Origin of the sequence: Hydrogenophaga sp. 2FB (assembly GCF_005503365.1) — a bacterium.
Taxonomy (GTDB): Bacteria; Pseudomonadota; Gammaproteobacteria; order Burkholderiales; family Burkholderiaceae_C; genus Hydrogenophaga.
The window spans coordinates 1-25,206 of record NZ_SCML01000035.1 but is presented as its reverse complement, the minus strand read 5'-3'; the positions used below and the strand labels follow the sequence as shown (position 1 = coordinate 25,206).

Genomic DNA, 25,206 nt, shown 5'->3' with positions numbered 1-25,206 from the left:
GTCAGTGCTGCGCCGCATCAAAGGGCGACAGATGCCTGTCAGCGGCCACCCGAACGACCACCACCTCCACCGCCGCCCCGGCGGCGCGAACCACCCGTTGGACCACCCCGGCCCGCTTCCTGTTCCCGGCGGCGTTGCAGCGCATCCTGGCCGATGTAGCCAAAGGATGTCTTCATCGGATCGGGTTGTTGAGACCCTGGTGTGCCCGGACCTTTGCCAGGGGCGCCCTTGCCGCGGGGTTTGGGTCCGGGGGTTGCGCCGCCCATGCCATAGCCGCTGTTGGCCCCGCGGTTGAAATACCCCGGGCCTTCGGGTCGGCTGCCGGGCGGTTTGCCTTGCGTGCGGCCGCCCTTGGCGCCCTGCTTGCCGCGCTGGGCGGGGTGTCGACCGCCGGGGCGCGGCCCACGAGCCCCTTCGTCCTCCCCCACCAGGCCGGCAGCGGCGGTCAAGCGAGCAATGTCGCGCTCGTCCAGCTCCAGCCACACGCCGCGCTTGAGACCGCGCGGCAGCATCACCGCGCCGTAGCGGATGCGGATCAGGCGGCTGACCGCGTGGCCCACCGCTTCGAACATGCGACGCACCTCGCGGTTGCGGCCTTCACCGATGGTCACGCGGTACCAGCAATTGGCGCCCTCGCCGCCACCGTCTTCGATGGAGGCGAACTGGGCCATGCCGTCGTCAAGCCGCACGCCGTCGAGCAGGCGCTGCTTCTCTTCGTTGGACAAGGCACCGAGCACGCGCACCGCGTATTCGCGCTGCAGACCGAAGCGCGGGTGCATCAGGCGGTTGGCCAGCTCACCCGAGTTGGTCAGCAACAGCAGACCTTCGGTGTTCAGGTCGAGCCGACCGACCGACTGCCATTTGCCCTGCATCAGCTTGGGCAAACGGCGAAACACGGTGGGACGGTTCTGCGGATCGTCGTGCGACACCACCTCGCCCGCGGGCTTGTGGTACGCCAGCACGCGGGGCGGCGGCGGCGTCATGCGCACACGCACCGGCTTGCCGTTGACCTTGATGACGTCGCCGAACTGGATGCGCTGGCCAATGTGGGCGGGCTCGCCGTTGACGGAAATGCGCCCTTCCAGAATCAACTGCTCCATCTCCAGGCGCGAACCCATGCCGGCCTGCGCCAGCACCTTGTGCAGCTTGGGCGACTCGGCCTGCGGCGCCAGCACCCGCTTGGCGGGCAGCGGCAGGTCCTGCTCCTGGACTGCGTCGAAGGCGCCGCTGACCACGTCGTCAAACGCCAGGGCTTCTGGATCGCTGGCCTGCGCAGGCTGGGGCGTCGCGTCCGGCGAAACCGCCGTTGCGCCGGGCGCGGCTGTGGTGCCCTCGGGTGTGGGGGCCGCCGCGTCAGACGCGGGCTCAGTGGTCGATGGGGGGGTGTGCGCCGGGTTCATGGTCTTCCTGGGTGGACGGGGCCAACGGCTCGGTGCCGGTGTCGCTGGTGGCGACCTCGGAGGGAGCCTCGTCGGCGAGGGCTGGCGTCTCGGCCTCGGTGGTGGGGTCGGGTTCCTCGGCGTCTGCAGCGTCCGAGGACGCTGCTTCTGGCGGGATGTCGGGGGTTTCTGGGGGGTCGGCGATCAGGTTGGACGACAGGGACTCGAAGTCCAGCCGGTCCAGCGCCGACTCCTGGACCTCGTTGCCTTCGAGCGGTGGCAACTGGTCGAGCGACGACAGGCCCAGATCGTCGAGGAACTGGCGGGTGGTGGCGAACAGCGCGGGCCGGCCCACCGTCTCGCGGTGACCGATCACCTCGACCCAGCCGCGGTCTTCCAGTTGCTTGATGATCAGCGAGTTGATGGTCACGCCACGGATGTCTTCCATGTCGCCGCGCGTGACGGGCTGGCGGTAGGCAATGATGGCCAGGGTTTCCATCGTGGCGCGGCTGTAGCGCGGTGGCTTTTCGGGATGCAGGCGGTCCAGGTAGGGGCGCAGTTCGGGGCGGCTTTGAAAACGCCAGCCGCTGGCCACTTGCACCAGCTCCACACCGCGCCCGGTCCATTCCAGTTGCAGGTCACCCAGCAAGGTCTTGAGCGTGTCCGCCGAAACCTCGGCTTCAAACAGCGCACCCAAATCCCGCACGGACAGCGGCTGGGGTGCGCAGATCAGCGCCGTCTCGAGGACTCGCTTGGCATCCGTGGTGTTCATGGCGTCAGTCTGTCAAAAACCGGTCGTGACCGTACCGGCACAGGGGGTGGGCAAGGGCCCGTCGCGCGAACCGGCGAAGACGGGGACGGCCGTCGGCTCGGAACACCTCAACGCAATCCGTCGCGGGTCCGGCAAAAACAGGAGAGTGGGATCAACGCCCCGGCACTGCCTGGCAGCGCTCGGTAGCGGCGCGGCTTTTCATTCGAAAAAGCCACTGTCCACACGCGCTTCATTGTAGCGGAGCCCGCTTTCGGCCATCGCGTTCTGCATGTCCTGCGGCGGCGGCGAGCGAAACACCAGCTCGTCACCGGTGATGGGGTGGCTCAGTTGCAATCGCGCGGCGTGCAAGGCCTGGCGGGTCATGCCCCACAGCGGTCGGCCGCCGTACACCGTGTCCCCCACCAACGGATGGCTGAGCCAGGCCATGTGCACGCGGATCTGGTGGGTGCGCCCGGTGTGCAGCTTGCACGCCACCAGGCAGGCTTGCTGAGAGCCATCGAGCAGCCGCAGGCTGGTCTGGGCGGGTTTGCCTGTGGTGCCATCGGCGTTGCGCACCACGGCCATGCGCAGACGGTTGTGCACATCGCGCCCGATCGGCTGGTCCACGCCCTGCTCGACGAGCCCCTTCCAGGCGCCATGGGCCAGCGCGAGGTACTGCCGGTTGACCTCGCGCGCGGCAATGGCGCGCACCAGGGCATCGACCGCTGCGCGCGACTTGCCCACCAGCATCAGCCCCGAGGTGTCCTTGTCCAGGCGGTGCACGATGCCGGCACGCGGCAGACCCGCGGCACCGGCGTGATGGGCCAGCAGGCCGTTGAGCAGGGTGCCGGTCCAGTTGCCCGCCGCCGGGTGCACCACCAGGCCGGCGGGCTTGTTGATCACGAGGAGGTGCGCGTCCTCGAACACGATGTCCAGCGCCATCGCCTGAGGCACGAAGGCCTGGGCCTGCTGCGTGGGTCGCAACTCGACCACCAGGCGGTCCCCGACCGCGATATGGGCCGAGGCTTTGCGCAGCGGCGCACCGCGCAGCATGACCGCGCCGTCGGTGATGAGTTGTTTCAGGTACGAACGCGAGAACTCGGGAATCAGTTGCGCCAGCGCCTGGTCGGTGCGCCAGCCATGCATCTGCGGCGGCACCTCGCAGTGACGCATTTCGACGTCTTGCAACATCTCGTCACCCGGCGCAGCGCCATCGGATTCCCCGCCCTGCGCGTGGGCGGCCTCGCCACCCCCCGTCGATATAATTTGCGATGCCAATCCTATTGATCCCTTGTAAAGGTACGCCTGTGATGTTGACGTTGAGATTATCGGCTGTGCCCGTGTGCGTGCTGGCATCCGTGCTCGCGCTGAGCGCGTGCAGCACCACCAAGGTGGACGAGACCGCAGGCTGGAGCCCCAACCGCATCTACACCGAAGCGACCGAGGAGCGTGCTGCCGGCAACTACGAAAAATCGGTGACGCTGCTCGAAAAACTGGAAGGGCGCGCGGCCGGCACACCGCTGGCGCAGCAAGCCCAACTCGATAAGGCCTTCACCCACTACAAAGGTGGCGAGCAGGCGCAGGCCCTGGCGGCCATCGAGCGTTTTCAGAAGCTGCACCCCGCCAGCCCGGCAATGGATTACGCCCTGTACCTGAAGGGCCTGGTGAATTTCAACGACAACCTGGGCATCTTCGGTTCGCTGGCGCGCCAGGACCTGTCGGAGCGCGACCAGAAAGCCGCCAAAGAATCGTTCGAAGCGTTCCGCGAACTCGCCAACCGCTTCCCCGACTCGCGCTACACCCCCGACGCCCGCAACCGCATGACGTACATCGTCAACTCGCTGGCGCAGTACGAGGTGCATGTGGCGCGCTACTACCACAGCCGGGGTGCCTATGTGGCGGCCATCAACCGCGCGCAGACGGCTCTGGCCGACTATGCCGACGCGCCCGCCTCCGAAGAAGCGCTGTTCATCATGGTGCGCTCCTACGATGCGCTGGGGTTGCCGCAGCTGCGCGACGACGCGCGCCGTGTGATGCAGACCAACTACCCGCAGAGCGAGTACCTGGGCAAGGGCGTCAGGTCGTCTGACCCTTGGTGGAAGATCTGGTAATCACCAGCGCATCGAGCGCCGCGTCCATGTCGGCCTCGTCCAGCAGCCTGCGCATGTCCGGCAAGGCCGCCAGCAAGCGGTTGCCGTAGGAACGGGTCAGCAGGCGCCGATCCCCGATCACCAGCACGCCGCGGTCGGTCTCTGACCGTATCAACCGCCCCGCGCCCTGCTTCAGGGCCATGGCGGTTTCCGGCACCCACACGTCGTTGAACGCGTTCAGGCCCCGCGCTTCGACACGCTGGCCTCGCGCCTGCATGAGGGGATCGTCGGGCGGCGGAAATGGCAGCTTGTCGATGACCAGCAGTTGCAGTGCGTCGCCGACGAGATCCACACCCTCCCAGAACGCGGCCGAAGCAACCATCACGCGAGCGCCCGCCGCCTCGCTGCGGAACCGCTCCAGCAGTGCGCGCTTGGAAGCGCGCCCTTGCTCCAGCACCTGCAAGGGCTCACAACGGCGCTGCTCCACGCGTGTGCGCAGGTGTTGCGCCATCTGTGCGGCTGCGCGCAGGGTGGTGGTCAACACGAGCGTGCGCCCGCCCAGGCGCGAGGCCCAGCGCGCCACCGACTCGGCCAGCGCTGCGGTGTGGACTTCATCGCCCGGCTCGGGCAGGTGGTCTGGCACGTAGAGGGCCGCCTGCGCCGCATGATCGAACGGGCTCGGCACGCGCAGCGTGTGCAGGTGCGGCATGCCGTCCACGCCCAGGCCACGGGTGAACCAGCTCAGCGCATCGTCGCTGCCCAGCGTGGCGGAAGAGAACACCCAACTGCGCGGGCGCTGGGGCGAGGCGTCGTTGAGCAAATGCTGGAACAAGGCCGAGGCGTCCGCGGGTGCGCGCACCATGCGCCAGTGGCCACCGGCACCCCACTCCGCCCAGCGCACGGTGTCGGGCCCAGCGCCCATGTCCGCTCCCGACGCCAACACACGCCACAGCACCCACGTATCCTGCGCGCGCACCGCCAGGCGCTGCAATTCAGACGAGGCATCTGCCGTGGCCTTCAGCGCGGCAAGGCATTGCCGCAACGCCTGTTCGAGCGCAACGGCCGCCTGCGTCCAGGCGACCGCATCCACCCCTTCCGGTACCGCGCCGGGCCACCGGTGGCGCGCGCCCGCCGCGCTGGGCCGGGGCAGCGACCCGATGGTCTTCGTGGCTTGCTCGAGCGCCAAGGCCAGGTGCGCCCAGGGCCGTTGCCCACGCGCCCACTGCGGCCCGTGCAGGGCGATGTCGCGCGCGAGCTCGCGCAACGGCCCGGCGCCCACCGCGTGGCCCAGAAAGGGAATGCCGGTGTCGTTCAACTGGTGCGCCTCGTCAAACACCACGACCTCGGCCGAGGGCAACAGCGTGGCCACATCGGACTCCTGCAGCAACTGGTCGGCGAAGAACAGGTGGTGGTTGATCACCACCCATTCGGCCGACAGGGCTTCGCTGCGCGCGCGGTTGACGTGGCATTGCGCGTGGCGCGGACAGCTCGAGCCCAGGCAGTTCTCGCGCGTGGAGGTGATCAGTGGACGCAGCGGCGAGCGCTCGTCCAGCGCCGCGAGTTCGGCCAGGTCGCCATGGCGCGATGCCGATGCCCAGCGCAGCACCTGCGCCAGCCCCGCCGCGATCGCCGGGTCGCGCAGGGCGCTGGAGGCAGGCCCGTGCAACGCCTGCTCCACGCGCTGCAGGCAGACATAGCTCGATCGTCCCTTGAGAACGACCGCGCGCACGGGCAGCCCCAGGGCGCGCACCACGGCGGGGATGTCGCGCGTGAACAGCTGGTCCTGCAGGGCCTGGGTGGCGGTGGACAACAGCGCCCGTCGTCCGCTCAGAAGCACCGGCACCAGGTAGGCAAACGTCTTTCCCACACCCGTACCGGCCTCGACCGCCAAACTGCCGCCCGCTTCGATGGCGCGCGCGACGGCCGCTGCCATCGCCTGCTGCCCGGGCCGCTCGCGCAAGCCGTCACGCACGCGCCCCAGGGGCCCGCCAGCCGCAAACGCGGCCAGCACGGTGTGTTCCAGTTCGCTCAAACCTGTCCCGTCAATGGTTGAAATACGAGGCGCGCAGCCCTTGCGCCAGCAGGCGCGTGCATGCGCTGTGGCGCTGCGCGCACGGGTTCACGCTTTCGCACGCCGCATGGCCGTGCGCCGCGGAGAAATGGATACCATTGCACGCACCCGACGACCGATACAGAACAGAACGCGCACACCCTCCATGCCCAAAGGCTACCGCATCCACGCGTCCTCCGGTATTCACCGCGGTGACCGCGACTACCAGCAAGATCAGGTGGCCCTGTTGAACCACCCGCGCCAGGCCAGTTGCATGTTGGCGGTGCTGGCCGATGGCATGGGCGGGCGCAGTGGCGGGCGCAAGGCCTCCGATCAGGTGATGCTCACGGCGCGGCAACTGTTCGAACGCTACGACCCGGAGACGGACGACGCCACCGCCCTGCTGCGCCAGATCGTGGAGGAATCGCACCTGGTGATCAAGCTCACCGCGGTGTCGGCCGAGCAGGAGCCTCACAGCACCATCGCCGCGTTCCTCATCAACCCTGGCGGCGACAGCCACTGGGTGCACGCGGGCGACTCGCGCATCTACCACTTCCGCAACGGCAAGATGGTCTTCCGCACCATGGACCACTCGTACGTGCAGACGCTCGTGAGCCAGGGTGAAATCACCGAGGAAGAAGCGCTGGACCACCCGCACGCCAACATCCTCATGGGCTGCCTGGGCACGGAGAACGACCCGCCGGTGGACCTCCATGTGGTGCCGCAGCTGGGCGCGGGCGATGCGCTCATGTCGTGCAGCGACGGCATCTGGCACTACTTCACCCCGGAAGAACTCTCCAGCACCATTGCCATGCTCTCGCCGCGCGAGGCCTGCGAATTCCTGATCCAGAAGGCGCGCACGCGCGCCAAGGGCGCGGGCGACAACCTGTCGCTGGTGATCGTCAAGTTCGACCCGCTCGGCTGAAGCGGGTGTCAAGTCAGCCCGGTGTCCACCACCCGGTGTTCGAGCGACAAGAATTCCTGTGACTGCATCTCGGTCAAGCGCGAGACCGTGCGCGGGAACTCGTGCGACATCGGCCCTTCGAGATACAGCTCGTCGGGTGGCACGGCGGCCGACATCACCAGCTTGACCCGGCGGTCGTACAACACGTCCACCAGCCAGGTGAAGCGCCGCGCCTCGGAGGCCTGACGCACCGCCATCTGCGGCACGTTCGACAACATCAGTGTGTGGAACTGGCTCGCGATCTCGAGGTAGTCGTTCTGCGAACGTGGCCCGCCGCACAACGTGCGAAAGTCGAACCAGATCACGCCCCCTGCGCGCTTCACCGCCTGGATGTTCCGCGACTCGATGTGCATGACCGGATCCTGGTCGCCGACATCGGCCAAGGCGCCGAACGCGGCCTGCATCGCGGCATCGGCCTCAAGCCCCAGGGGGCAGTGGTAGAGCTGGATGTGGTTGAGCGTGCGTTGGCGGTAGTCGGTACCGTTGTCCACGCTGAGCACCTCCAGCCGCTGCTTGAGCAGCTCGATGGCGGGCAGGATGCGGTCTCGGTGCAAGCCGTCGGGGTACAGGCCGTCGGGGTGAAAGTTGGAGGTGGTGACGAAGCCCACACCGGCCTTGAACAAGGCATCGAGCAAACGGTGCAGGATCATGGCGTCGGTCACGTCGGCCACGTGAAACTCGTCGAAGCAGATCAGCTTGTAGCGCTTGGCGATGCGTGCGCCGAGTTCGTCCAACGGGTCGGCCGTGCCCTGCAGATCGCGCAACTCGCGGTGCACCTCGCGCATGAACTCGTGAAAATGCAGCCGCGTCTTGCGGCGCAGCGGCACCGCCTCGTAGAAGCACTCCATCAGGAAGCTCTTGCCCCGCCCCACGCCGCCGTACATGTACACGCCGCGCGGGATCTCGGGGTTGACGAAGAGCTTCTTCAGCGAGTTGGAGCGCTTTTGCTTGTACGCTGCCCACTCGGACGCGCAGCGCTCCAGCGCGTCGATGGCGCGTTCCTGGGCGGGGTCGGACGTGTAGCCGCGCTCCTTGAGCGCGGCTTCGTAGATGCGGCGAACGCTCAAGACCGGCGCCAACTCAGAAGTTCAGCGTGCGCTTGTCCACCGCGAGTGCGGCTTCCTTCGTCGCTTCGGACAGCGATGGGTGTGCATGGCAGATGCGCGCGATGTCTTCGGCGCTGGCCTTGAACTCCATCGCCACCACGGCCTCGGCGATCAGCTCGGAGGCCATCGGGCCCACGATGTGCACGCCCAGGATTTCGTCGGTGGTCGCGTCGGCCAGGAACTTCACCATGCCGGTGGTGTCGCCCAGCGCACGCGCACGGCCATTGGCCAGGAACGGGAAGGTGCCGGCCTTGTACTTCGCATCGCGCGCCTTCAGCTGCTGCTCGGTTTCGCCGACCCAGGCAATTTCCGGGCTGGTGTAGATCACCCAGGGAATGGTGTTGAAGTTGACATGCCCGTGCTGGCCGGCAATGCGCTCGGCCACGGCCACACCCTCTTCTTCCGCCTTGTGCGCCAGCATGGGGCCGCGCACCACGTCGCCCACGGCCCACACGCCCTTGAGGCTGGTGCGGCATTCGGCGTCCACCACGATGGCACCGCGCTCGTCGAGCTGCAAGCCCACGGCTTCGGCGTTGAGGCCGATGGTGTTGGGCACGCGGCCGATGGAGACGATCAGCTTGTCGCCATCGATGCTCAGCGCCTCACCCTTGGCGTTGGTGTAGGCCACGCTCACACCCTTCTTGCCGGTCTTGACCTCGCCAACCTTCACACCGAGTTCGATCTTCAAGCCTTGCTTGTCGAACGCCTTCTTGGCTTCCTTGGCGATCTGCTCGTCCACCGCACCCAGGAACGTGGGCAGGCCTTCGAGAATGGTCACGTCGGAACCGAGGCGACGCCACACCGAGCCCATTTCCAGGCCGATCACGCCGGAGCCGATCAGCACCAACTTCTTGGGCACGGCGCCGATGCGCAGCGCGCCGTCGTTGGACAACACGGTTTCTTCGTCGAACGGCACACCCGGCAACGCGCGCGCGTTGGAGCCGGTGGCCAGGATGACCTGCTGGCCCGTGATGGTCTCTTCCTTCGCACCCGCGACCTGGATTTCGTAACCGGCTTCAACGGCCTTCACGAACGAGCCGCGGCCGTGGAAGAACGTGACCTTGTTCTTCTTGAACAGGTACAGGATGCCGTCGTTGTTCTGCTTCACCACCGTGTCTTTGCGACCGACCATCTTGGTGATGTCGATCTTCACGTTGGTGGCGCTGATGCCGTGGTCGGCGAAGTGGTGGTTGGCGTGATCGAAGTGTTCCGACGACTGCAGCAGCGCCTTGCTGGGGATGCAGCCGACGTTGGTGCAGGTGCCACCCGGCGCCGGGCCGCCTGTCGCGTTTTTCCACTCGTCGATACAGGCCACCTTGAAGCCGAGTTGCGCCGCACGGATGGCGGCGATGTAGCCGCCGGGGCCGCCGCCGATCACGACGACATCAAAAGCTTGGGACATGTTGTTTTCCTGAATTCAAAGGGCCAACGCCCCTGGACGGGGGCGTTGGCAAGAGAGGTTGTCGATCAGATGTCGAACAGGATGCGGGCCGGGTCTTCCAGCGCTTCCTTCATCGCCACCAGGCCCAGCACGGCTTCGCGGCCGTCGATGATGCGGTGGTCGTACGACATGGCGAGGTAGTTCATCGGACGGATCACGATCTGACCGTTCTCCACCACCGCGCGGTCCTTGGTCGCGTGCACGCCCAGGATGGCCGACTGCGGCGGGTTGATGATGGGGGTCGACAGCATGGAGCCGAAGGTGCCACCGTTGGAGATGGAGAACGTGCCACCGGTGAGGTCGTCCAGGCCCAGCTTGCCGTCCTTCGCCTTCTGGCCGAACTCGGCGATCTTCTTCTCGATGTCGGCGAAGCTCAGCTGGTCGGCGTTGCGCAGGATCGGCACCACCAGACCACGCGGCGAGCCCACGGCGATACCGATGTCGAAGTAGCCGTGGTAGACGATGTCGTTGCCGTCCACCGAAGCGTTGATGATCGGGTACTTCTTGAGCGCATGCACCGCGGCCTTCACGAAGAAGCTCATGAAGCCCAGCTTGACGCCGTGTTCCTTCTCGAACTTCTCCTGGAACTTCTTGCGCATCTCCATCACGGGCGCCATGTTCACTTCGTTGAACGTGGTCAGGATGGCGTTGGTCGACTGCGATTGCAGCAGACGCTCGGCCACACGCGCGCGCAGGCGGGTCATGGCCACGCGCTCTTCGGGGCGGTCACCCAGATCGGGCGCGACCACGGGCACTTGCGGCAGCACCCTGGAAGGCGCGCCGGTCGGGATCGCCACGGGCGCGGCAACAGCAGCCTTGGGCGCAGCCACGGCAGAAAGCACGTCGCCCTTGGTCACGCGGCCGTCCTTGCCGGTGCCTGGCACGGAGCCGGTAGCCAGGTTGTTGTCGGCCATCAGCTTGGCGGCGGCGGGCATCGCCACGCCGGCCTTCGACTGGGACGTTGCAGCGGCGGCGGGTGCTGCGGCCGGTGCAGCGGCGGCAGCCGGCGCGGGCGCGGCGGCAGGAGCCGCGGTGCCGGCCACCGCAGCGGTGTCGATGCGTGCGATCACCTGTTCGGCAGCGACGGTGGCGCCATCGCCCTGGACCAGTTCGGCCAGCACGCCAGCGGCGGGTGCGGGCACTTCGAGCACGACCTTGTCGGTCTCGATTTCGATCAGGATTTCATCAATGGCGACTGCCTCGCCGGCTTTTTTCTTCCACGTCATCAAGGTGGCTTCGGCCACCGATTCGGACAGCTGTGGAACTTTGACTTCTACGATTGCCATGTGTGTTCTACCTGGAGTTTTGTGGGGTGCGCCGGACGGGCCGGTCACAGGACGTCAACGTCGTGTGACCGGCTCAGGTCCGTTCAGTTCACTTGGTGAGGATGAAGCCCTTGAGCTTGGCGAAGGCGGCTTCGATGAGCGACTTCTGTTGCTCCTGGTGCAAGTGGGCATAACCCACTGCCGGCGATGCCGAAGCGGCACGCCCGGCGTAGCCCAGCTTCTGGCCATCGAGCATGTTCTCGTGGATGTAGTGCTGCACGAAGAACCAGGCGCCCTGGTTCTGCGGCTCGTCCTGGCACCACACGATGTCCGTCGCATTGGGGTACTTGCGCAGCTCGGCGCCGAAGACCTTGTGCGGGAACGGATACAGCTGTTCCACGCGCAGGATGACCACGTCGTCCGAACCACGCTCTTCGCGCTTCTTCACGAGGTCGTAGTACACCTTGCCCGAGCAGCAGATGATGCGCTTGACCTTCTCGGCCTTCTTCGCGACATCGGCGTTCTGCTCCGGAATCACGGTCTGGAAACCGCCCTTGGTGAACTCGGACAGCGGCGAGGTCGCGTCCTTGTTGCGCAGCAGCGACTTGGGCGTGAAGATGATCAGCGGCTTGCGCAGCCCACGGATCATCTGGCGACGCAACACGTGGAAGATCTGGCTGGCCGTGGTCGGCTGCACGATCTGCATGTTGGTGTCGGCCGCCATCTGCATGAAGCGCTCCAGGCGCGCCGAGCTGTGCTCGGGGCCCTGGCCTTCGTAGCCGTGCGGCAGCATCATCGTGATGCCGTTGACGCGGCCCCACTTCACTTCGCCCGAGGCGATGAACTGGTCGATCACCACCTGCGCGCCGTTGACGAAGTCGCCGAACTGCGCTTCCCAGATCACCAGCGTGTTCGGGTCGTTCGAGGCGTAGCCGTACTCGAAGCCGAGCACGGCTTCTTCGGACAGGATGGAGTCGATCACCACGAACGGCGCCTGGTTGTCGGCCACGTTCTGCAGCGGCACGTAGATGCCTTCGTCGTACTTCTCGCGGTTCTGGTCGTGAATGACCGCATGGCGGTGCGTGAAGGTGCCACGGCCGCAGTCTTCACCCGACAGGCGCACCGGGAAACCGCTGGCCACCAGCGACGCGAAGGCCATGTGTTCGCCCATGCCCCAGTCCACCGGAATGTCGCCACGGCCCATGGCCGCGCGGTCGGCGTACACCTTCTTCACCAGTTGGTGGGGGGTGATGCTGTCCGGAATGGTGGTGAGGCGATCGGAGAGGCGCTTCCATTCGGCCATGGGGATGGCGGAATCGGAGGTGTCGGTCCACTTCTTGCCCAGGTACGGGCTCCAGTCGACGGCGAACTTGCTCTTGAAGTTGGTCAGCACCGGGTCGACCGTGTGGCGGCCATCGTCCAGCGCGGCACGGTAGGCCTTGACCATGTCGTCACCCAGCGTGTCGCCCAGGCCTTGGGCGGCGAGCTTGTCGGCGTACAGCTTGCGCGTGCCGGGGTGGGCCGCGATCTTCTTGTACATCAGCGGCTGCGTCAGGCTCGGGGTGTCCTGCTCGTTGTGGCCGAGCTTGCGGAAGCACACGATGTCGACCACCACGTCCTTCTGGAAGGCCATGCGGAATTCGAGCGCCAGCTGCGTGGCGAACACCACCGCTTCCGGGTCGTCGCCGTTGACGTGCAGCACCGGCGATTCGATCATCTTCACGACGTCGGAGCAGTACAACGTGGAGCGGCTGTCGCGCGGGTCGGAGGTGGTGAAGCCGATCTGGTTGTTGATCACCAGGTGCACCGTGCCGCCGGTGGTGTAGCCACGCGTTTCGGCCAGCGCCAGCGTTTCCATGACCACGCCTTGACCGGCAAACGCCGCATCACCATGCACGAGCACGGGCAGCACTTGCTTGCCCAGCGGATCGCCACGGCGGTCCATGCGGGCACGCACCGAGCCTTCGACCACCGGGTTCACGATTTCCAGGTGCGAGGGGTTGAACGCCAGCGAGAGGTGCACCGGGCCGCCGGGGGTGGTGACGTCGGAGCTGAAGCCCTGGTGGTACTTCACGTCGCCCGAGGGCAGGTCTTCCGGCGCGGTGTGGTCGAACTCGGCAAACAGGTCCTTGGGCATCTTGCCCAGGGTGTTGACCAGCACGTTGAGGCGGCCGCGGTGGGCCATGCCGATGACGATTTCCTGAACGCCGACCTGGCCGGCTTCGCGGATCAGTTCGTCCATCGAGGCAATGAAGCTCTCGCCACCTTCGAGCGAGAAACGCTTCTGGCCGACGTACTTGGTGTGCAGGAAACGCTCCAGGCCTTCGGCCGCGGTCAGGCGGTCGAGGATGTGCTTTTTCTTCTCGGCGTTGAACGCGGGCTTGGTGCGCGTGGCTTCCAGGCGCTCCTGCCACCAGCGCTTCTGCGCCTGGTCGGTGATGTACATGTACTCGGCACCGATGGAGCCGCAATACGTCTCGCGCAACGCGTTGAGCAGATCGCGCAGAGACATGGTCTCCTTGCCGAAGAACGTGTTGCTGGTGTTGAACACGGTCTCGAGATCACCATCGGTGAAACCGTAGAACGAGAGTTCGAGTTCAGGGATGTGGGCGCGTTCGGCGCGCTTCAGCGGATCCAGGTCGGCCCAGCGAGCGCCGACGTTGCGGTAAGCGGCAATGAGCTGCTGGACGGCGGTGCGTTTGCGGGCGAGTTCGGAATCGGCACCGGTGGCCACAACGACGCGGGTGCCACCTTGTTTGGCGCGCTCGGCGAAAGCGTTGATGACGGGCAGATGGGGAACGTCGCGGGCGTCGGTGCCATCACCGGCGGGGACGTTTTGCAAGGCGTCGAAATAGCCGCGCCAGTTCTCGGGAACGCTGCCTGGGTTCTCCAGGTAGTTTTCGTACATCTCTTCCACGTACGGCGCGTTGCCGCCGAAGAGGTACGAGTTGCCCTTGTAGGCAACATAGACGTTGCCCCCGTTCGATTGGGAATCGCTCATAAATCCGCTGACCTCCGTTTCCCTGCAGGAAACATAAGCTGGTTAGAAAAACCTTCCGCGGCACGGCTTGACCGTTAGGCGGATGCGACAGTGACTGTGGAAGGACCTGACTGCAACGGGCGATTGTGCCACCGTCAGAACGCCCCCGTGCAACAAGATGCGAATTCGGGCCCGTCTCAGGACGTGGCCCGAGGCGAGAGCCGCTCGGAAGCGGGCACGGAGCTCGGCTCGTCCATCTCGATGGCGATCTGTGTGCAGACCGTGCGGCACAGCGTGACGGCCTTTTCGCTCTGCACGCGGTAGATCACCTGCGTGCCGTCCTTGCGCTTGGCGAGCACACCGGCGCGGTAGAGCAGGTTCAGGTGCTGCGAGAGATTGGGCTGCGTGGTGTCGATTTCCTGCAACAGCTGCGACACCGACTTTTCCTTGTCGCAAAGCGCGCTGAGGATGCGCAGCCGCATGGGGGTGGCGAGCACGCCAAAGAGTTCGGCCGCGAGCTCGAACACGCGGACTTTTTCCACCTGGCCTTCGGACGCGATCATTTGTTCCATGGCTGTCGTTGCTCGTGTGAATATAAGCATGAATCATACTTACATCGAACGTGCTCAACCATGTGTGAGCGGTGAAAACCAAGCCCGCGACGCGGGTTGGTTTTCCCTCAGTTCAACAGATCCTTGATCTGCTGCAGCGCCGCCGGATCGTCCATGGTGGTGAGATCGCCCGGGTCGCGCCCCTCGCACACCGCCTGGATGGCGCGGCGCAGCAATTTGCCGCTGCGTGTCTTGGGCAGCACGGTCACAAACCGCACGCGCGAAGGCCGTGCCACCGCGCCGAGCTGCTCGTCCACCCGTTTCATGATGTCGCCCTCGAGCTTGAGCCGGGCGGCCTCGTCGTCCAGCGCCGACGCGTCCTTGGCCACCACAAAGGCCATGGCCACTTGCCCTTTGAGTTGGTCCGCCACCCCGACCACCGCCACCTCGGCCACGTTGGCGTGGCTGGAGATGCTTTCCTCGATCTCGCGCGTGCCCAGGCGGTGGCCGGCCACGTTGATCACGTCGTCGGTACGGCCCAGGATGTAAAAGTAGCCCTCCTCGTCTCGAATGCCCCAGTCGAACGTGCTGTAGACCAGCTTGTTGGGAATGCTCTTCCAGTAGGTGTTGACGAAGCGTGTGTCGTCCTTCCAGACCGTCTGCATGAAGCCAGGTGGCGTCGGGCCGTCGATGACCACCACGCCCTTTTCGTTCGCCCCGGTCAGCTCCTCGCCGGTCGATTCGTGCAACAGCTTCACGCTGTAGCCAAACATCGGCACGCCCGGGCTGCCGAACTTGCTGGGCTTTTTCTCCACGCCGTTGGCGATGGTCAGGATCGGCCAGCCGCTTTCGGTTTGCCAGTAGTTGTCAATGATGGGCACGCCCAGGCCTTCGCTGATCCAGCGCGCGGTGGGCTCGTCCAGCGGTTCGCCCGCGAGGTACAGCGCCTTGAGGCTGGAGAGGTCGTACTGCTTCAGGTAGGCCGGGTCCTGCTTCTTGAGCACGCGCACCGCCGTGGGCGCGCTGAACATCGCGGTCACCTTGTACTTCTCGACCAGACGCCACCAGATGCCGCCATCGGGCCGGATCGGCAGGCCCTCGTACAGGATGGTCGCCATGCCGGCGATGAGCGGGCCATAGACGATGTAGCTGTGGCCCACGACCCAGCCGATGTCGCTGGTCGAAAAGAAGGTTCCGCCGGGCTCGCCCATGAAGATGTGCTTCATGCTCGCAGCCAGCGCCACCAGGTAGCCGCCCGTGTCGCGCTGAACACCCTTGGGCTTGCCGGTGGTGCCGCTGGTGTAGATGGTGTAGCTGATGGCCGTAGCGTCCAGCCATTCACAGGGCACCTGCGCATCCAGATGCTGTTCGCGCAGCGGCGCGTAGTCGTGGTCGCGCCCGGGCACCACGTCCATGGCGGCCAGCCCCCTGTTGACCAGGACCACCGACGCCGGCTTGTGGGTGGAAAGGCGAATGGCTTCATCCAGCAACGGTTTGTAGGCCACCACCTTGCCGCCGCGCGAACCGGCATCCGCGCTCACGATGACCACCGGTTCGGCGTCGTCGATGCGGTTGGCCAGCGAATGGCTGGCGAAACCGCCAAACACCACCGAATGGATGGCGCCGATGCGCGCGCAGGCGAGCATCGCAAAGGTCGCCTCCGGGATCATCGGCATATAGATCAACACCCGATCACCCTTTTTCACGCCCTGCCCCAGCAGCACCGCCGCCATGCGCTGCACCTCGGCGTGCAGTTCGCGGAAGGTGTAGGTGCGCTCGGTGTCGGTCTCGGTCGAAACGTAGATCAGCGCGCTTTGGTCGGCCCGATCCTTCAGGTGCCGGTCCACCGCGTTGTGGCACAGGTTGGTCAAACCACCCTCAAACCAGTGCACGAACGGCGGCCGGTCGGGGTTGCACACGCGGTCAAAGGGCTTCTTCCACTCCACCAGCGCGGCCTGCTCGGTCCAGAACGCAACGCGGTCTTCAATGGAGCGACGGTAGAACTCGGCGTAGCCTTCGGGTGTGCTCATGGATGTCTCCTGCTCTGCGGCGTTATGGAATCGGAATCACAGAAAATTGAATTCATAATTATTGACAGCTGGCTTTCGACAGGCTGACACGGCGGGGAGCCGACAGCTTCCCCGCCCTCCGCTCACTTGATCAAAGCCTGAACGTCGCGAAACGCCGGGTGATCGGCGCTGCGCAGCCACTCAAAAGCCACCATCTCGGTGGTCACCAGCTCAGCGCCGGCGCCCGCCAGCCGGTCAAATGCCGCGTCGCGGTTGCGCTCGGTGCGCGAGCCACAGGCATCGGTCACCACCCAGACGTCGAACTCCTGCTCGATCAACTCGAGCGCGGTCTGCAACAGGCAGACATGGGCCTCGCAGCCGGCCACCACCACGGTCTGGCGCTCGGCGGCGGGCGCGGCGGCAGGCTTCTGCAGGTGCTTGGGCAGGCTGCGTGCGTTCCCGCCACCCTGTTTGACCGGAGGACGCAACCAGTCGACCAGGCCGTCGGACGCGGCGCTGAAGCTCATCTTGGACAAGGTCTTCTGGCACAGCTCGCGCAGTTCGGCGGGGTTTGGGCCGAGCTTCTCGGGGTTCTGCTCGGTACCGAACGTGGGCACGCGCAGCATCTGTGCCATGCGCGCCAGGCGAACGGCATTGGCCAGCACTTGTGGCCCTTCGAAGATGGCAGGCATCAGGCGGTCCTGGTAGTCCACCAGCACGAGTTGGGAATCGGTTGCGTCCAGCAGCATGGGATATCTTTCACTTCAACGGCTTCGGAAGAAGCCCCGATTCTGGCAGCCCGTGGCGGGCGACAGACGCACCTTCAACGCCGACCAGTGGTCAGCCGTGACGAAACTTGTTGTAAATCAAGGGGTTGGCATCCGATTCTCGCTTGACTTCAAGCAGCAGCGCCGATACCCTCGCCCGCTATGACGCGTTGGGTCCCCCTTCTTTTACTGAGCTGTTCGGCCATGGCACACGCCGCGCCCGGCACCGCAGGCTATGAAGACATGGACACGCTGCTCAACGAGAAAGGCCTGATGGCCCGCCTTGGTCATCAAGTGCAGCAAGCGCGCGATACGGTGAGCGAGCAGGCCTCCAGCCTCGTCATCAACGCCATGGCCTTCATCGACGTGCCCTACCGCTACGGCGGCAACAGCGCAGAAACCGGTTTTGATTGCAGCGGCTTCGTGCGCGCAGTGTATGAACAGTCGCTGGGCAAGATCCTGCCGCGCCGCTCCGACGAGCAAGCCGCTGCCACGCAGACCATCGAGCGCAACGAGCTCAAACCCGGTGACCTGGTGTTCTTCAACACCATGCGCCGCGCCTTCAGCCACGTGGGCATCTACGTCGGCGATGGCAAATTCATCCATTCCCCGCGCAGTGGCGCGCAAGTGCGAATGGAAGACATGCGCATGGCCTATTGGAACAAGCGTTTCAATGGCGCGCGGCGCGTGCCGCTGCAGTCGGCCGACGCCTCCCGCTGAGCCCGGTCGGCCGGCCCATCGGCGCCTGTGTCCGCCCTGCAGGCCGCGCCCCCTAGAATCACCCGGCGATCCCGCGCCCCAACACAGCCGCCAACGAGAGGGAAAAATGACCTGGGTGAACACGATGCATCAGGCGATTGACCGCCTGGACAAGCTGCCGGTCCTGCGCAATGTCAGCCAAAGCGCGCACCGGCAACGGTTTCTCGAGAACACCGATCAGAACCTCTTCATGGGGGTCTACGACACGTTCGAGGCTGCCGCAGCGAGTGCGCCGCCCAGCCTGCATCTCGGCTACGACAACGAGGAGTCCGCCAACATCGCCTATGTCAGTGCGATCAGCCCGCGAGACTACCCCGCCATGTTCTGGCTGTTGCGTTCGTTGGGTGACGGCATGCGGACCTTCTTCGATCTCGGTGGCCACACCGGCGTCAAGTACTACGCCTTCCGTCGCGTCATCGGTTTCCCACCAGACATTCGGTGGACCGTGTGCGACGTACCTGCGGTTGTGATCCGCGGCCGGGAACTGGCCCAAGCACGAGCGCCAGAAGGCTCGCTGCACTTTACCGACCGATACGAAGATCTCGATGGCCAAGAGGTGCTCTTTGCCTCGGGCAGTCTGCAATACCTGCCCCTGACGCTGTCGGACATGCTCAAGAACCTGCGCCGCATGCCGCGCCGCATCGTGGTCAACACCACCCCGATCCACGAGACCCGCTCGTTCTTCACGCTCAACAGCATTGGCACTGCGTTCTGCCCCTATCGCGTGCAGGCCCGCGATGCCTTCGTAGAGTCGGTCAGCTCGCTGGGCTACGTCAAGCGAGACGCCTGGGACAACCTGGGCAAGGGCATGGTGATTCCCGATGCCGAGGGCGTGGATGTCGAGTCCTACTCCGGTTTCTGCTTCGACCTGAAGGATTGACCGGCTACGCTGGGCATCATTCCATTCGAATGTTCATGCCTTTGAGCGCACGGTTGCTGCGCCATTCCTCCGCAATGCGGCGCACGAAGGACGCTCTGTCACCCAGGGCGGGCAGGTTGTCCGAAGCCAGCAGGCGCTCGCGAATGGCCGGCGTCTGAACCGCCTCGTTGATCTCCCGATTCAGCCGATCCAGCACCTCCACCGCCGTGCCACCCGGCGCGAACAGGCCAAAGAGGGATGTGATGTTCGCCTGCGGCAGACCCAGTTCGGCAAACGTGGGCACCTGCGGCAACACCTCCAGGCGGTGCGGCGCGCCCACGGCCAGCGCCTTGAAGCGACCCGCTTCGATGTGGCTCAACTGCGCCGGCGCCACGTTGGTGGACAGCAGCTCGAACTGTCCACCCAGCGCATCGGTGAGCTGCTGACCGCCGCCCTTGTAGGGAATGTGTGTGACCGCCACGCCGCTGCCCAGTTGCACCTGCTCCAACACCAGATGACCCGCGGTGGCCAGGCCGGAGGTGGCCCAGCGCAAGCCGTTCGGGCGGACCCTCGCTTGCGCCAGCAGATCGGAAAAATCGCGGCCGGTGAAGGCCGATGTGCCAACCAGCAGCACCGGCGTGTACATCACGCTGGCCACCGGCTCAATGTCGCGGAATGGGTCGTAACCCACGGCACCCAGGTGCGGTCGCAGCGTCAGCGGGCTGACCGCCGAAAACGCCAGCGTATGCCCATCGGCTGGCGCGCGCGCCAGCGCCTGTAAGCCCACGCTGCCCCCGCCGCCGCCACGGTTCTCCACCCGCACCGGTACGCCGAGTTGCTGCGCCAGGCGCTCGGCCAGTGAACGCGCCACACCATCGCTGAGCCCGCCGGGCGGGTACACGACGATGATGCGCAAGGGTTGCGTGGGCCGCCACGCAGGCTGCGCGGTGGCGAGCCATGGGCCCAGCGCAAGCAGGGCCGCGATCGCATGCCGACGAGACAGCGTCATGACGTCCGTCCTCGCCGCGAGTGCTTCTGCGCCTTTCGGGCGGTATCGCGCGCGATCTTCAGAAAATGCGCGGCCGGCCCGGTGGCGTCCGCCGTGCGATAAACCAGCGTGAGCGGCGCGTCCAGCGGCGTGCCGTCGGCCAGCGACAGATAGACCACCGCATGCGGGTGCAGCCCGCGCATGGAGGTCGGCACCACCGCAATGCCGGCACCCGCGGCCACCAGATTGAGGCTCGTCACCATGCGCTCCACCTCGGCGGCGATGCGCGGTCGAAAGCCCTGCGCTTCGCACAAGGCGAGCAGGTTCGCATAAAGCCCCGGTGCACCGGGCTGGCGCACCAGGATGAAACCCTCTTCGCGCAGGTCGGAGAGCACCACCGTGTCACGCGCGGCCAACGGATGGTCTACCGGCAAGGCCACCAGCACCGGTTCGCGCAGCAGCAATTCAAAGGTCAGGCCCTCGGGTTGCGAAACCGGCACGCGGATCAGTCCGCAATGCAGCCGACCAGCCTCCACCGCGGCGGTGATACCCGCCGCGTGGTCTTCGCGGATCGACAGCGCGATGCCGGGCCAGGCCCTGCGACAGGCGCGCAAAGCCTCCGGTGTGAAGGCGTGCGCCGCCGCCGAACTGGTGAAGCCGACGTTGAGCACACCCAGCTCGCCGCGCGCCACGCGGGCCATGCGCTGCTCCATGGCGGCCATGTCGTCGAGCAACTGGCGCGCTTCGACCTCGAACAGGCGCCCGGCATCGGACAGCGCCACGCCTTTGGGATGGCGATGGAACAGCGTCACCCCCAACTCTTTTTCCAGCGATTTGATCTGCAAGCTCAGCGGCGGCTGCTGAATGCCCAGGCGCTCGGCCGCGCGCGTCATGTGGCCGAGTTCGGCCACGGCCATGAAGTAACGCAGGTGCCGGAGTTCCATATGTTCAAGGTATCAAAAGCCGTGTTTCAGTATATTTGACGTGGGGTGAAAGCACACCTATCGTGCCGTGGATCCGCACAAACACAAGGAGACCACCATGCACATTCGCCCCCTCGCCTGGCTGGCGTTCTCGGCCCTGGCGTTCCACGCCGGTTCGGCCACCGCCCAGACACCCACCGCACCCCAGCCCCGCGCCTGCCCGGCCGAAGTGCCCGCCGGCGCCACCTGCCACACCGGCGAGGACGGCCTCGGCGGTTTTTACTGGATCGCCCTACCCGCCAACTGGAAACCCGAGACCGGCGTGCTGGTGATGCACGCGCACGGCGGCCCGTCGGACACCGGCCCCGCCAAGCTGGAGCGCGGCGAGGAAGACTTGAAGCGCTGGGCCATCACCGTCAAGGCCGGCTACGCCTGGGCGGGCGCCACGTACCGCCGGGGCGGCTTTGGCGTGAGCATGGCGGCCGAAGACACCGAGCGTTTGCGCCGCCATTTCGTGAAAAACTTCGGCCAACCGCGCCGCACCATCTTGCACGGGCAAAGCTATGGCGGATCGGTCGCGTCCAAGGGCGCCGAGCTGTATGCCACGGTGGATGGCCCGAATGGCCCGGTCAAAGGCCCCTACGACGGCATGCTGCTCACCAGCGGCATGCTCGGCGGCGGCACCAGCACCTACAACTTCCGCATCGATCTGCGCGTGGTCTACCAGTACGTCTGCAAGAACCACCCCAAGGCGGACGAACCGCAGTACCCGCTGTGGCAGGGCCTGCCCATGGACGCCAAGCTCTCGCGCGCCGAGTTGGCCAACCGCGTGGACGAATGCACCGGCGTGCGCAAGCCCGCGGCCCAACGCACCGAGCAGCAGAAGGCCAACCTGGCCAACATCGTCAACGTCATCCGCATCCCCGAACGCTCGCTGATCGCCCACCTGAACTGGGCGACCTGGTTGTTCCGCGATCTCACGCAACTGCGCCTGGGCAACCGCAATCCGTTCACCACCGCGGGCGTGCAGTACAAGGGATCTTCGGACGATGCGGCGCTGAACGCCGGTGTGCTGCGCTACACGGCCGACCCGGCTGCGGTGGCCGAGTTGGCGAAAGACAGCGACCCCGCCGGGCGCATCAACATGCCGGTGCTGGCGCTGCACGCGGTCAACGACCCTACTGCGTTCGTCGAGCTGGAATCGTCCTACCGCGAGACGCTGGATCGCGCGGGAACCGGCAACCTGCTGGTGCAGAACTTCAGCGACGAATCCGAGCACAGCTTCCTGAGCGATCCGCAGTACCCCGCCCTGTTCACGGCACTGCTGGACTGGATCGACAAGAACGACAAGCCCACGCCGCAGAAAGTGGCCGCCTTGTGCAAGGGCTACGAAGCCGCGTACGGCGACACCTGCAAACTGCTGCCGGACTACCGCAGCCCGCCACTGTCAAGCCGCGTCCCGCCACGCCCTGCGCCATGAAAAAAGCCGCCAGCCCGTGAGGCTGGCGGCTTTTTCTGGGATGTTGCCGTTTACTTGCGCTGCGGAGGCACGTCGGTGCAGGAGCCGTGCGCGATCTCGGCCGCCATGCCGATGCTCTCGCCCAGCGTGGGGTGCGGGTGGATCGTCTTGCCGATATCCACCGCGTCGGCGCCCATCTCGATGGCGAGGGCGATCTCACCGATCATGTCGCCCGCGTGCGTGCCGACCATGCCGCCACCCAGGATCTTTCCGTGGCCATGGGCCTCGGGCGAATCGTCGAACAGCAGCTTGGTGACGCCTTCGTCCCGGCCGTTGGCGATGGCGCGGCCCGATGCGGTCCAGGGGAACAGCCCTTTCTTCACCTTGATGCCTTGCGCCTTGGCCTGGTCTTCGGTCAAGCCGACCCAGGCCACTTCGGGGTCGGTGTAGGCCACGCTCGGGATCACGCGCGCGTTGAACGCCGCGCTGGCCAATTCCTTGTTGCCCTGCAGTTCACCGGCGATCACCTCGGCCGCCACGTGCGCTTCGTGCACCGCCTTGTGCGCCAGCATGGGCTGACCCACGATGTCACCAATGGCGAAGATGTGCGGCACGTTGGTGCGCATCTGGATGTCGACGTTGATGAAGCCACGGTCTGTCACCGACACACCCGCTTTCTCGGCACCGATCTTCTTGCCGTTGGGCGTGCGGCCCACGGCTTGCAGCACGAGGTCGTAGGTCTGTGGTGCGGGTGCCGCGCCGCCTTCTTCGGCCGCGGCGAACGTCACTTCGATCCCTTCGGGTGTGGCCTTGGCTCCCACCGTCTTGGTCTTCAACATGATGTTGTCGAAGCGCTTGGCGTTCACCTTCTGCCAGATCTTCACCAGGTCGCGGTCCGCGCCCTGCATCAGGCCGTCGAGCATTTCCACCACGTCCAGGCGCGCGCCGAGCGTGCTGTACACCGTGCCCATTTCCAGGCCGATGATGCCGCCACCCAGGATCAGCATGCGCTTGGGCACGTCCTTGAGTTCGAGCGCGCCGGTGCTGTCGACCACGCGCGGATCGTCGGGCATGAAGGGCAAACGCACCGCTTGCGAACCGGCGGCGATGATCGCTTTCTTGAAGGCGACCACCTGTTTCTTGCCGGTCTTCTCCTGGCCTTTGGCGCCGCCGGTCTCTTCCACTTCCAGGTGGTTGGCGCCCACGAACGAACCGACACCGCGCACGGTGGTGACCTTGCGCATCTTGGCCATGGCCGCCAGGCCACCGGTGAGCTTGCCGATCACCTTTTCCTTGTGGCCCCGCAGCTTCTCGATGTTGACCACCGGCCGGCCGAACTCGACGCCCAGGTCGGCCATGTGGCTGACCTCGTCCATGACCGCGGCCACGTGCAGCAGCGCCTTGGAGGGAATGCACCCCACGTTCAGGCAGACACCGCCCAGCGTGGCGTAACGCTCGACGATGACGACCTTCAGGCCCAGGTCGGCGGCGCGGAAGGCCGCGCTGTAGCCACCGGGACCACCGCCGAGCACGAGCACATCGCACTCCAGATCGGCGTTGCCACCGAAACTGGCGGCAGTGGGTGCGGCCACCGTCGCTGCCGGCGTTGCGGGCGCGGCTTGTGGCGCGGGCGCGCTCGCTGCAGGCGCAGCGGCTGCGTCTCCTGCGGCCTCCAGCGTCAGCACCACACTGCCCTGCTTGACCTTGTCACCCAGCTTCACCTTGAGCTCCTTGACCACGCCCGCCTGCGACGACGGAATTTCCATCGAGGCCTTGTCGGACTCGACCGTGATCAAGCTCTGCTCTGCCTTGACCGTGTCGCCGGGTTTGACCAGCAACTCGATCACCGCCACTTCGTCGAAGTCACCAATGTCGGGAACTTGAATGTCGATCAGTGCCATCGTCATTCCTTAGAGCAACACGCGACGGAAGTCGCCGAGGATCTGGCCGAGGTACGCGTTGAAGCGCGCAGCCGCCGCGCCATCGATCACGCGGTGGTCCCAGGTCAGCGAGAGCGGCAGCATCAGGCGCGGCTGGAAGGCCTTGCCATCCCACACCGGTTCCATCTGGCTCTTGCACACGCCCAGGATGGCGACTTCGGGCGCGTTGATGATGGGGGTGAAGTAACGCCCGCCGATGCCACCCAGGCTGGAGATGGTGAAGGTCGCACCGCTCATCTCGGCCGGGCTCAGCTTGCCCTCGCGCGCCTTCTTGGCCAGTTCGCCCATTTCCTGGCTGATCTGCAGCACGCCCTTCTTGTCGGCGTCCTTGAGCACCGGCACCATCAGGCCGTTGGGCGTGTCGGCGGCGAAGCCGATGTGCCAGTACTGCTTGTAGACCAGCGCGTCGCCATCGAGCGAGCTGTTGAACTCGGGGAATTTCTGGAGCGCGGCCACGCAAGCCTTGATCAGGAAAGCCAGCATCGTGACCTTGACGCCGCTCTTCTCGTTTTCCTTGTTGGTGGACACACGGAATGCTTCGAGTTCGGTGATGTCGGCGTCGTCGTGGTTGGTGACCGCCGGGATCATGACCGCGTTGCGCAACAGGTTGGCGCCGCTGATCTTCTTGATGCGGCCCATCTCCTTGCGCTCGATCGGGCCGAACTTGGCGAAGTCGACCTTGGGCCAAGGGATCAGGCCCAGGCCCGCGCCGTCGCCACCACCGGCAGGGGCTTTCGCCGACTGCGCCTTGGTCTGCGTGGCACCGGCCATGACAGCCTTGGTGAAGTTCTGGATGTCGTCGAGCACGATGCGGCCTTTGGGGCCGCTGCCCTTGAGCTCTTCCAGCGGCACACCGAGTTCGCGCGCGAACTTGCGCACCGAGGGGGACGCGTGTGGCAGGCCGATGGGGGGCGTGCCCGGGTTG

19 protein-coding genes and 1 pseudogene are annotated in these 25,206 nt (G+C 65.9%); 5 read left to right on the top strand and 15 right to left on the bottom strand.

The window, feature by feature from the left end; translation table 11 throughout:
- Positions 1 to 38 precede the first annotated feature (38 nt).
- The 3 genes from FFS09_RS19550 to FFS09_RS19540 form a co-directional block, all read right to left on the bottom strand.
- A complete protein-coding gene (locus FFS09_RS19550) occupies positions 39 to 1,400 on the bottom strand; it encodes a pseudouridine synthase (protein WP_137920578.1) in 1,362 nt (453 codons plus the stop codon).
- Positions 1,366 to 2,151: an SMC-Scp complex subunit ScpB gene (gene scpB / locus FFS09_RS19545; RefSeq protein ID WP_137920577.1), complete on the bottom strand. Its 786-nt coding sequence runs from the start codon at positions 2,149 to 2,151 to the stop codon at positions 1,366 to 1,368. Before scpB ends, FFS09_RS19550 begins: the two co-directional genes overlap by 35 nt.
- A 198-nt stretch (positions 2,152 to 2,349) precedes the next feature.
- Positions 2,350 to 3,456: an RluA family pseudouridine synthase gene (locus tag FFS09_RS19540; RefSeq protein ID WP_502703746.1), complete on the bottom strand. Its 1,107-nt coding sequence runs from the start codon at positions 3,454 to 3,456 to the stop codon at positions 2,350 to 2,352.
- Between FFS09_RS19540 and FFS09_RS19535 the strand changes: the two genes are divergently transcribed.
- A complete protein-coding gene (locus tag FFS09_RS19535; protein ID WP_137920575.1) occupies positions 3,441 to 4,241 on the top strand; it encodes an outer membrane protein assembly factor BamD in 801 nt (266 codons plus the stop codon). The genes FFS09_RS19540 and FFS09_RS19535 overlap by 16 nt on opposite strands.
- Here FFS09_RS19535 and FFS09_RS19530 read toward each other — a convergent pair.
- Entirely contained in the window at positions 4,207 to 6,252 is a 2,046-nt protein-coding gene (locus tag FFS09_RS19530; protein WP_137920574.1) for an ATP-dependent DNA helicase, read from the bottom strand. The genes FFS09_RS19535 and FFS09_RS19530 overlap by 35 nt on opposite strands.
- Positions 6,253 to 6,436: 184 nt before the next feature.
- Here FFS09_RS19530 and FFS09_RS19525 point away from each other — a divergent pair, with 184 nt between their 5' ends.
- Positions 6,437 to 7,195 carry a PP2C family protein-serine/threonine phosphatase gene (locus tag FFS09_RS19525; protein WP_137920573.1) on the top strand — a complete coding sequence of 253 codons (759 nt, stop codon included), beginning with the start codon at positions 6,437 to 6,439 and terminating at the stop codon, positions 7,193 to 7,195.
- A gap of 8 nt (positions 7,196 to 7,203) precedes the next feature.
- Here FFS09_RS19525 and zapE read toward each other — a convergent pair whose 3' ends face one another.
- The 7 genes and pseudogenes from zapE to FFS09_RS19490 all read right to left on the bottom strand — a co-directional run bounded on the left by zapE (position 7,204) and on the right by FFS09_RS19490 (position 17,335).
- A complete protein-coding gene (zapE, locus tag FFS09_RS19520; RefSeq protein ID WP_137920572.1) occupies positions 7,204 to 8,301 on the bottom strand; it encodes a cell division protein ZapE in 1,098 nt (365 codons plus the stop codon).
- A gap of 13 nt (positions 8,302 to 8,314) precedes the next feature.
- Complete coding sequence (gene lpdA, locus FFS09_RS19515; protein WP_137920571.1) at positions 8,315 to 9,742, bottom strand: dihydrolipoyl dehydrogenase; 1,428 nt, start codon at positions 9,740 to 9,742, stop codon at positions 8,315 to 8,317.
- A gap of 65 nt (positions 9,743 to 9,807) precedes the next feature.
- Complete coding sequence (gene odhB / locus FFS09_RS19510) at positions 9,808 to 11,067, bottom strand: 2-oxoglutarate dehydrogenase complex dihydrolipoyllysine-residue succinyltransferase (RefSeq protein WP_137920570.1); 1,260 nt, start codon at positions 11,065 to 11,067, stop codon at positions 9,808 to 9,810.
- An 88-nt stretch (positions 11,068 to 11,155) separates the two neighbouring features.
- Entirely contained in the window at positions 11,156 to 14,047 is a 2,892-nt protein-coding gene (locus FFS09_RS19505; protein WP_137920569.1) for a 2-oxoglutarate dehydrogenase E1 component, read from the bottom strand.
- A gap of 176 nt (positions 14,048 to 14,223) precedes the next feature.
- Complete coding sequence (locus FFS09_RS19500) at positions 14,224 to 14,598, bottom strand: ArsR/SmtB family transcription factor (protein ID WP_137920568.1); 375 nt, start codon at positions 14,596 to 14,598, stop codon at positions 14,224 to 14,226.
- A 107-nt stretch (positions 14,599 to 14,705) separates the two neighbouring features.
- Positions 14,706 to 16,613: pseudogene (locus FFS09_RS19495) on the bottom strand (propionate--CoA ligase); the annotation flags it as partial.
- A gap of 116 nt (positions 16,614 to 16,729) precedes the next feature.
- Positions 16,730 to 17,335, bottom strand: coding sequence for an isochorismatase family protein (locus tag FFS09_RS19490; protein WP_137920566.1), 606 nt, complete (start codon positions 17,333 to 17,335; stop codon positions 16,730 to 16,732).
- Between the two features lie 180 nt (positions 17,336 to 17,515).
- Here FFS09_RS19490 and FFS09_RS19485 point away from each other — a divergent pair, with 180 nt between their 5' ends.
- Positions 17,516 to 18,073 carry a C40 family peptidase gene (locus tag FFS09_RS19485; protein WP_137920565.1) on the top strand — a complete coding sequence of 186 codons (558 nt, stop codon included), beginning with the start codon at positions 17,516 to 17,518 and terminating at the stop codon, positions 18,071 to 18,073.
- Between the two features lie 106 nt (positions 18,074 to 18,179).
- Positions 18,180 to 18,992, top strand: coding sequence for a methyltransferase, TIGR04325 family (locus FFS09_RS19480; RefSeq protein ID WP_252374434.1), 813 nt, complete (start codon positions 18,180 to 18,182; stop codon positions 18,990 to 18,992).
- Between the two features lie 16 nt (positions 18,993 to 19,008).
- On the opposite strand, the gene FFS09_RS19475 is transcribed toward FFS09_RS19480, so the two are convergent.
- The gene (locus FFS09_RS19475) at positions 19,009 to 19,980 is read right to left on the bottom strand and encodes a Bug family tripartite tricarboxylate transporter substrate binding protein (protein WP_137920564.1); all 972 of its coding nucleotides are present in this window, start codon (positions 19,978 to 19,980) and stop codon (positions 19,009 to 19,011) included.
- Positions 19,977 to 20,903, bottom strand: coding sequence for a LysR family transcriptional regulator (locus tag FFS09_RS19470; protein WP_137920563.1), 927 nt, complete (start codon positions 20,901 to 20,903; stop codon positions 19,977 to 19,979). Before FFS09_RS19470 ends, FFS09_RS19475 begins: the two co-directional genes overlap by 4 nt.
- 97 nt (positions 20,904 to 21,000) lie before the next feature.
- Between FFS09_RS19470 and FFS09_RS19465 the strand changes: the two genes are divergently transcribed.
- A complete protein-coding gene (locus FFS09_RS19465) occupies positions 21,001 to 22,362 on the top strand; it encodes a hypothetical protein (protein WP_137920562.1) in 1,362 nt (453 codons plus the stop codon).
- Between the two features lie 50 nt (positions 22,363 to 22,412).
- On the opposite strand, the gene lpdA (FFS09_RS19460) is transcribed toward FFS09_RS19465, so the two are convergent.
- Both lpdA (FFS09_RS19460) and FFS09_RS19455 read right to left on the bottom strand, forming a co-directional pair.
- A complete protein-coding gene (gene lpdA / locus FFS09_RS19460) occupies positions 22,413 to 24,242 on the bottom strand; it encodes a dihydrolipoyl dehydrogenase (RefSeq protein ID WP_137920561.1) in 1,830 nt (609 codons plus the stop codon).
- A gap of 9 nt (positions 24,243 to 24,251) precedes the next feature.
- Positions 24,252 to 25,206, bottom strand: a 955-nt coding sequence (locus FFS09_RS19455) for a 2-oxo acid dehydrogenase subunit E2 (protein WP_171020103.1), incomplete at its 5' end; no start/stop codon positions are given.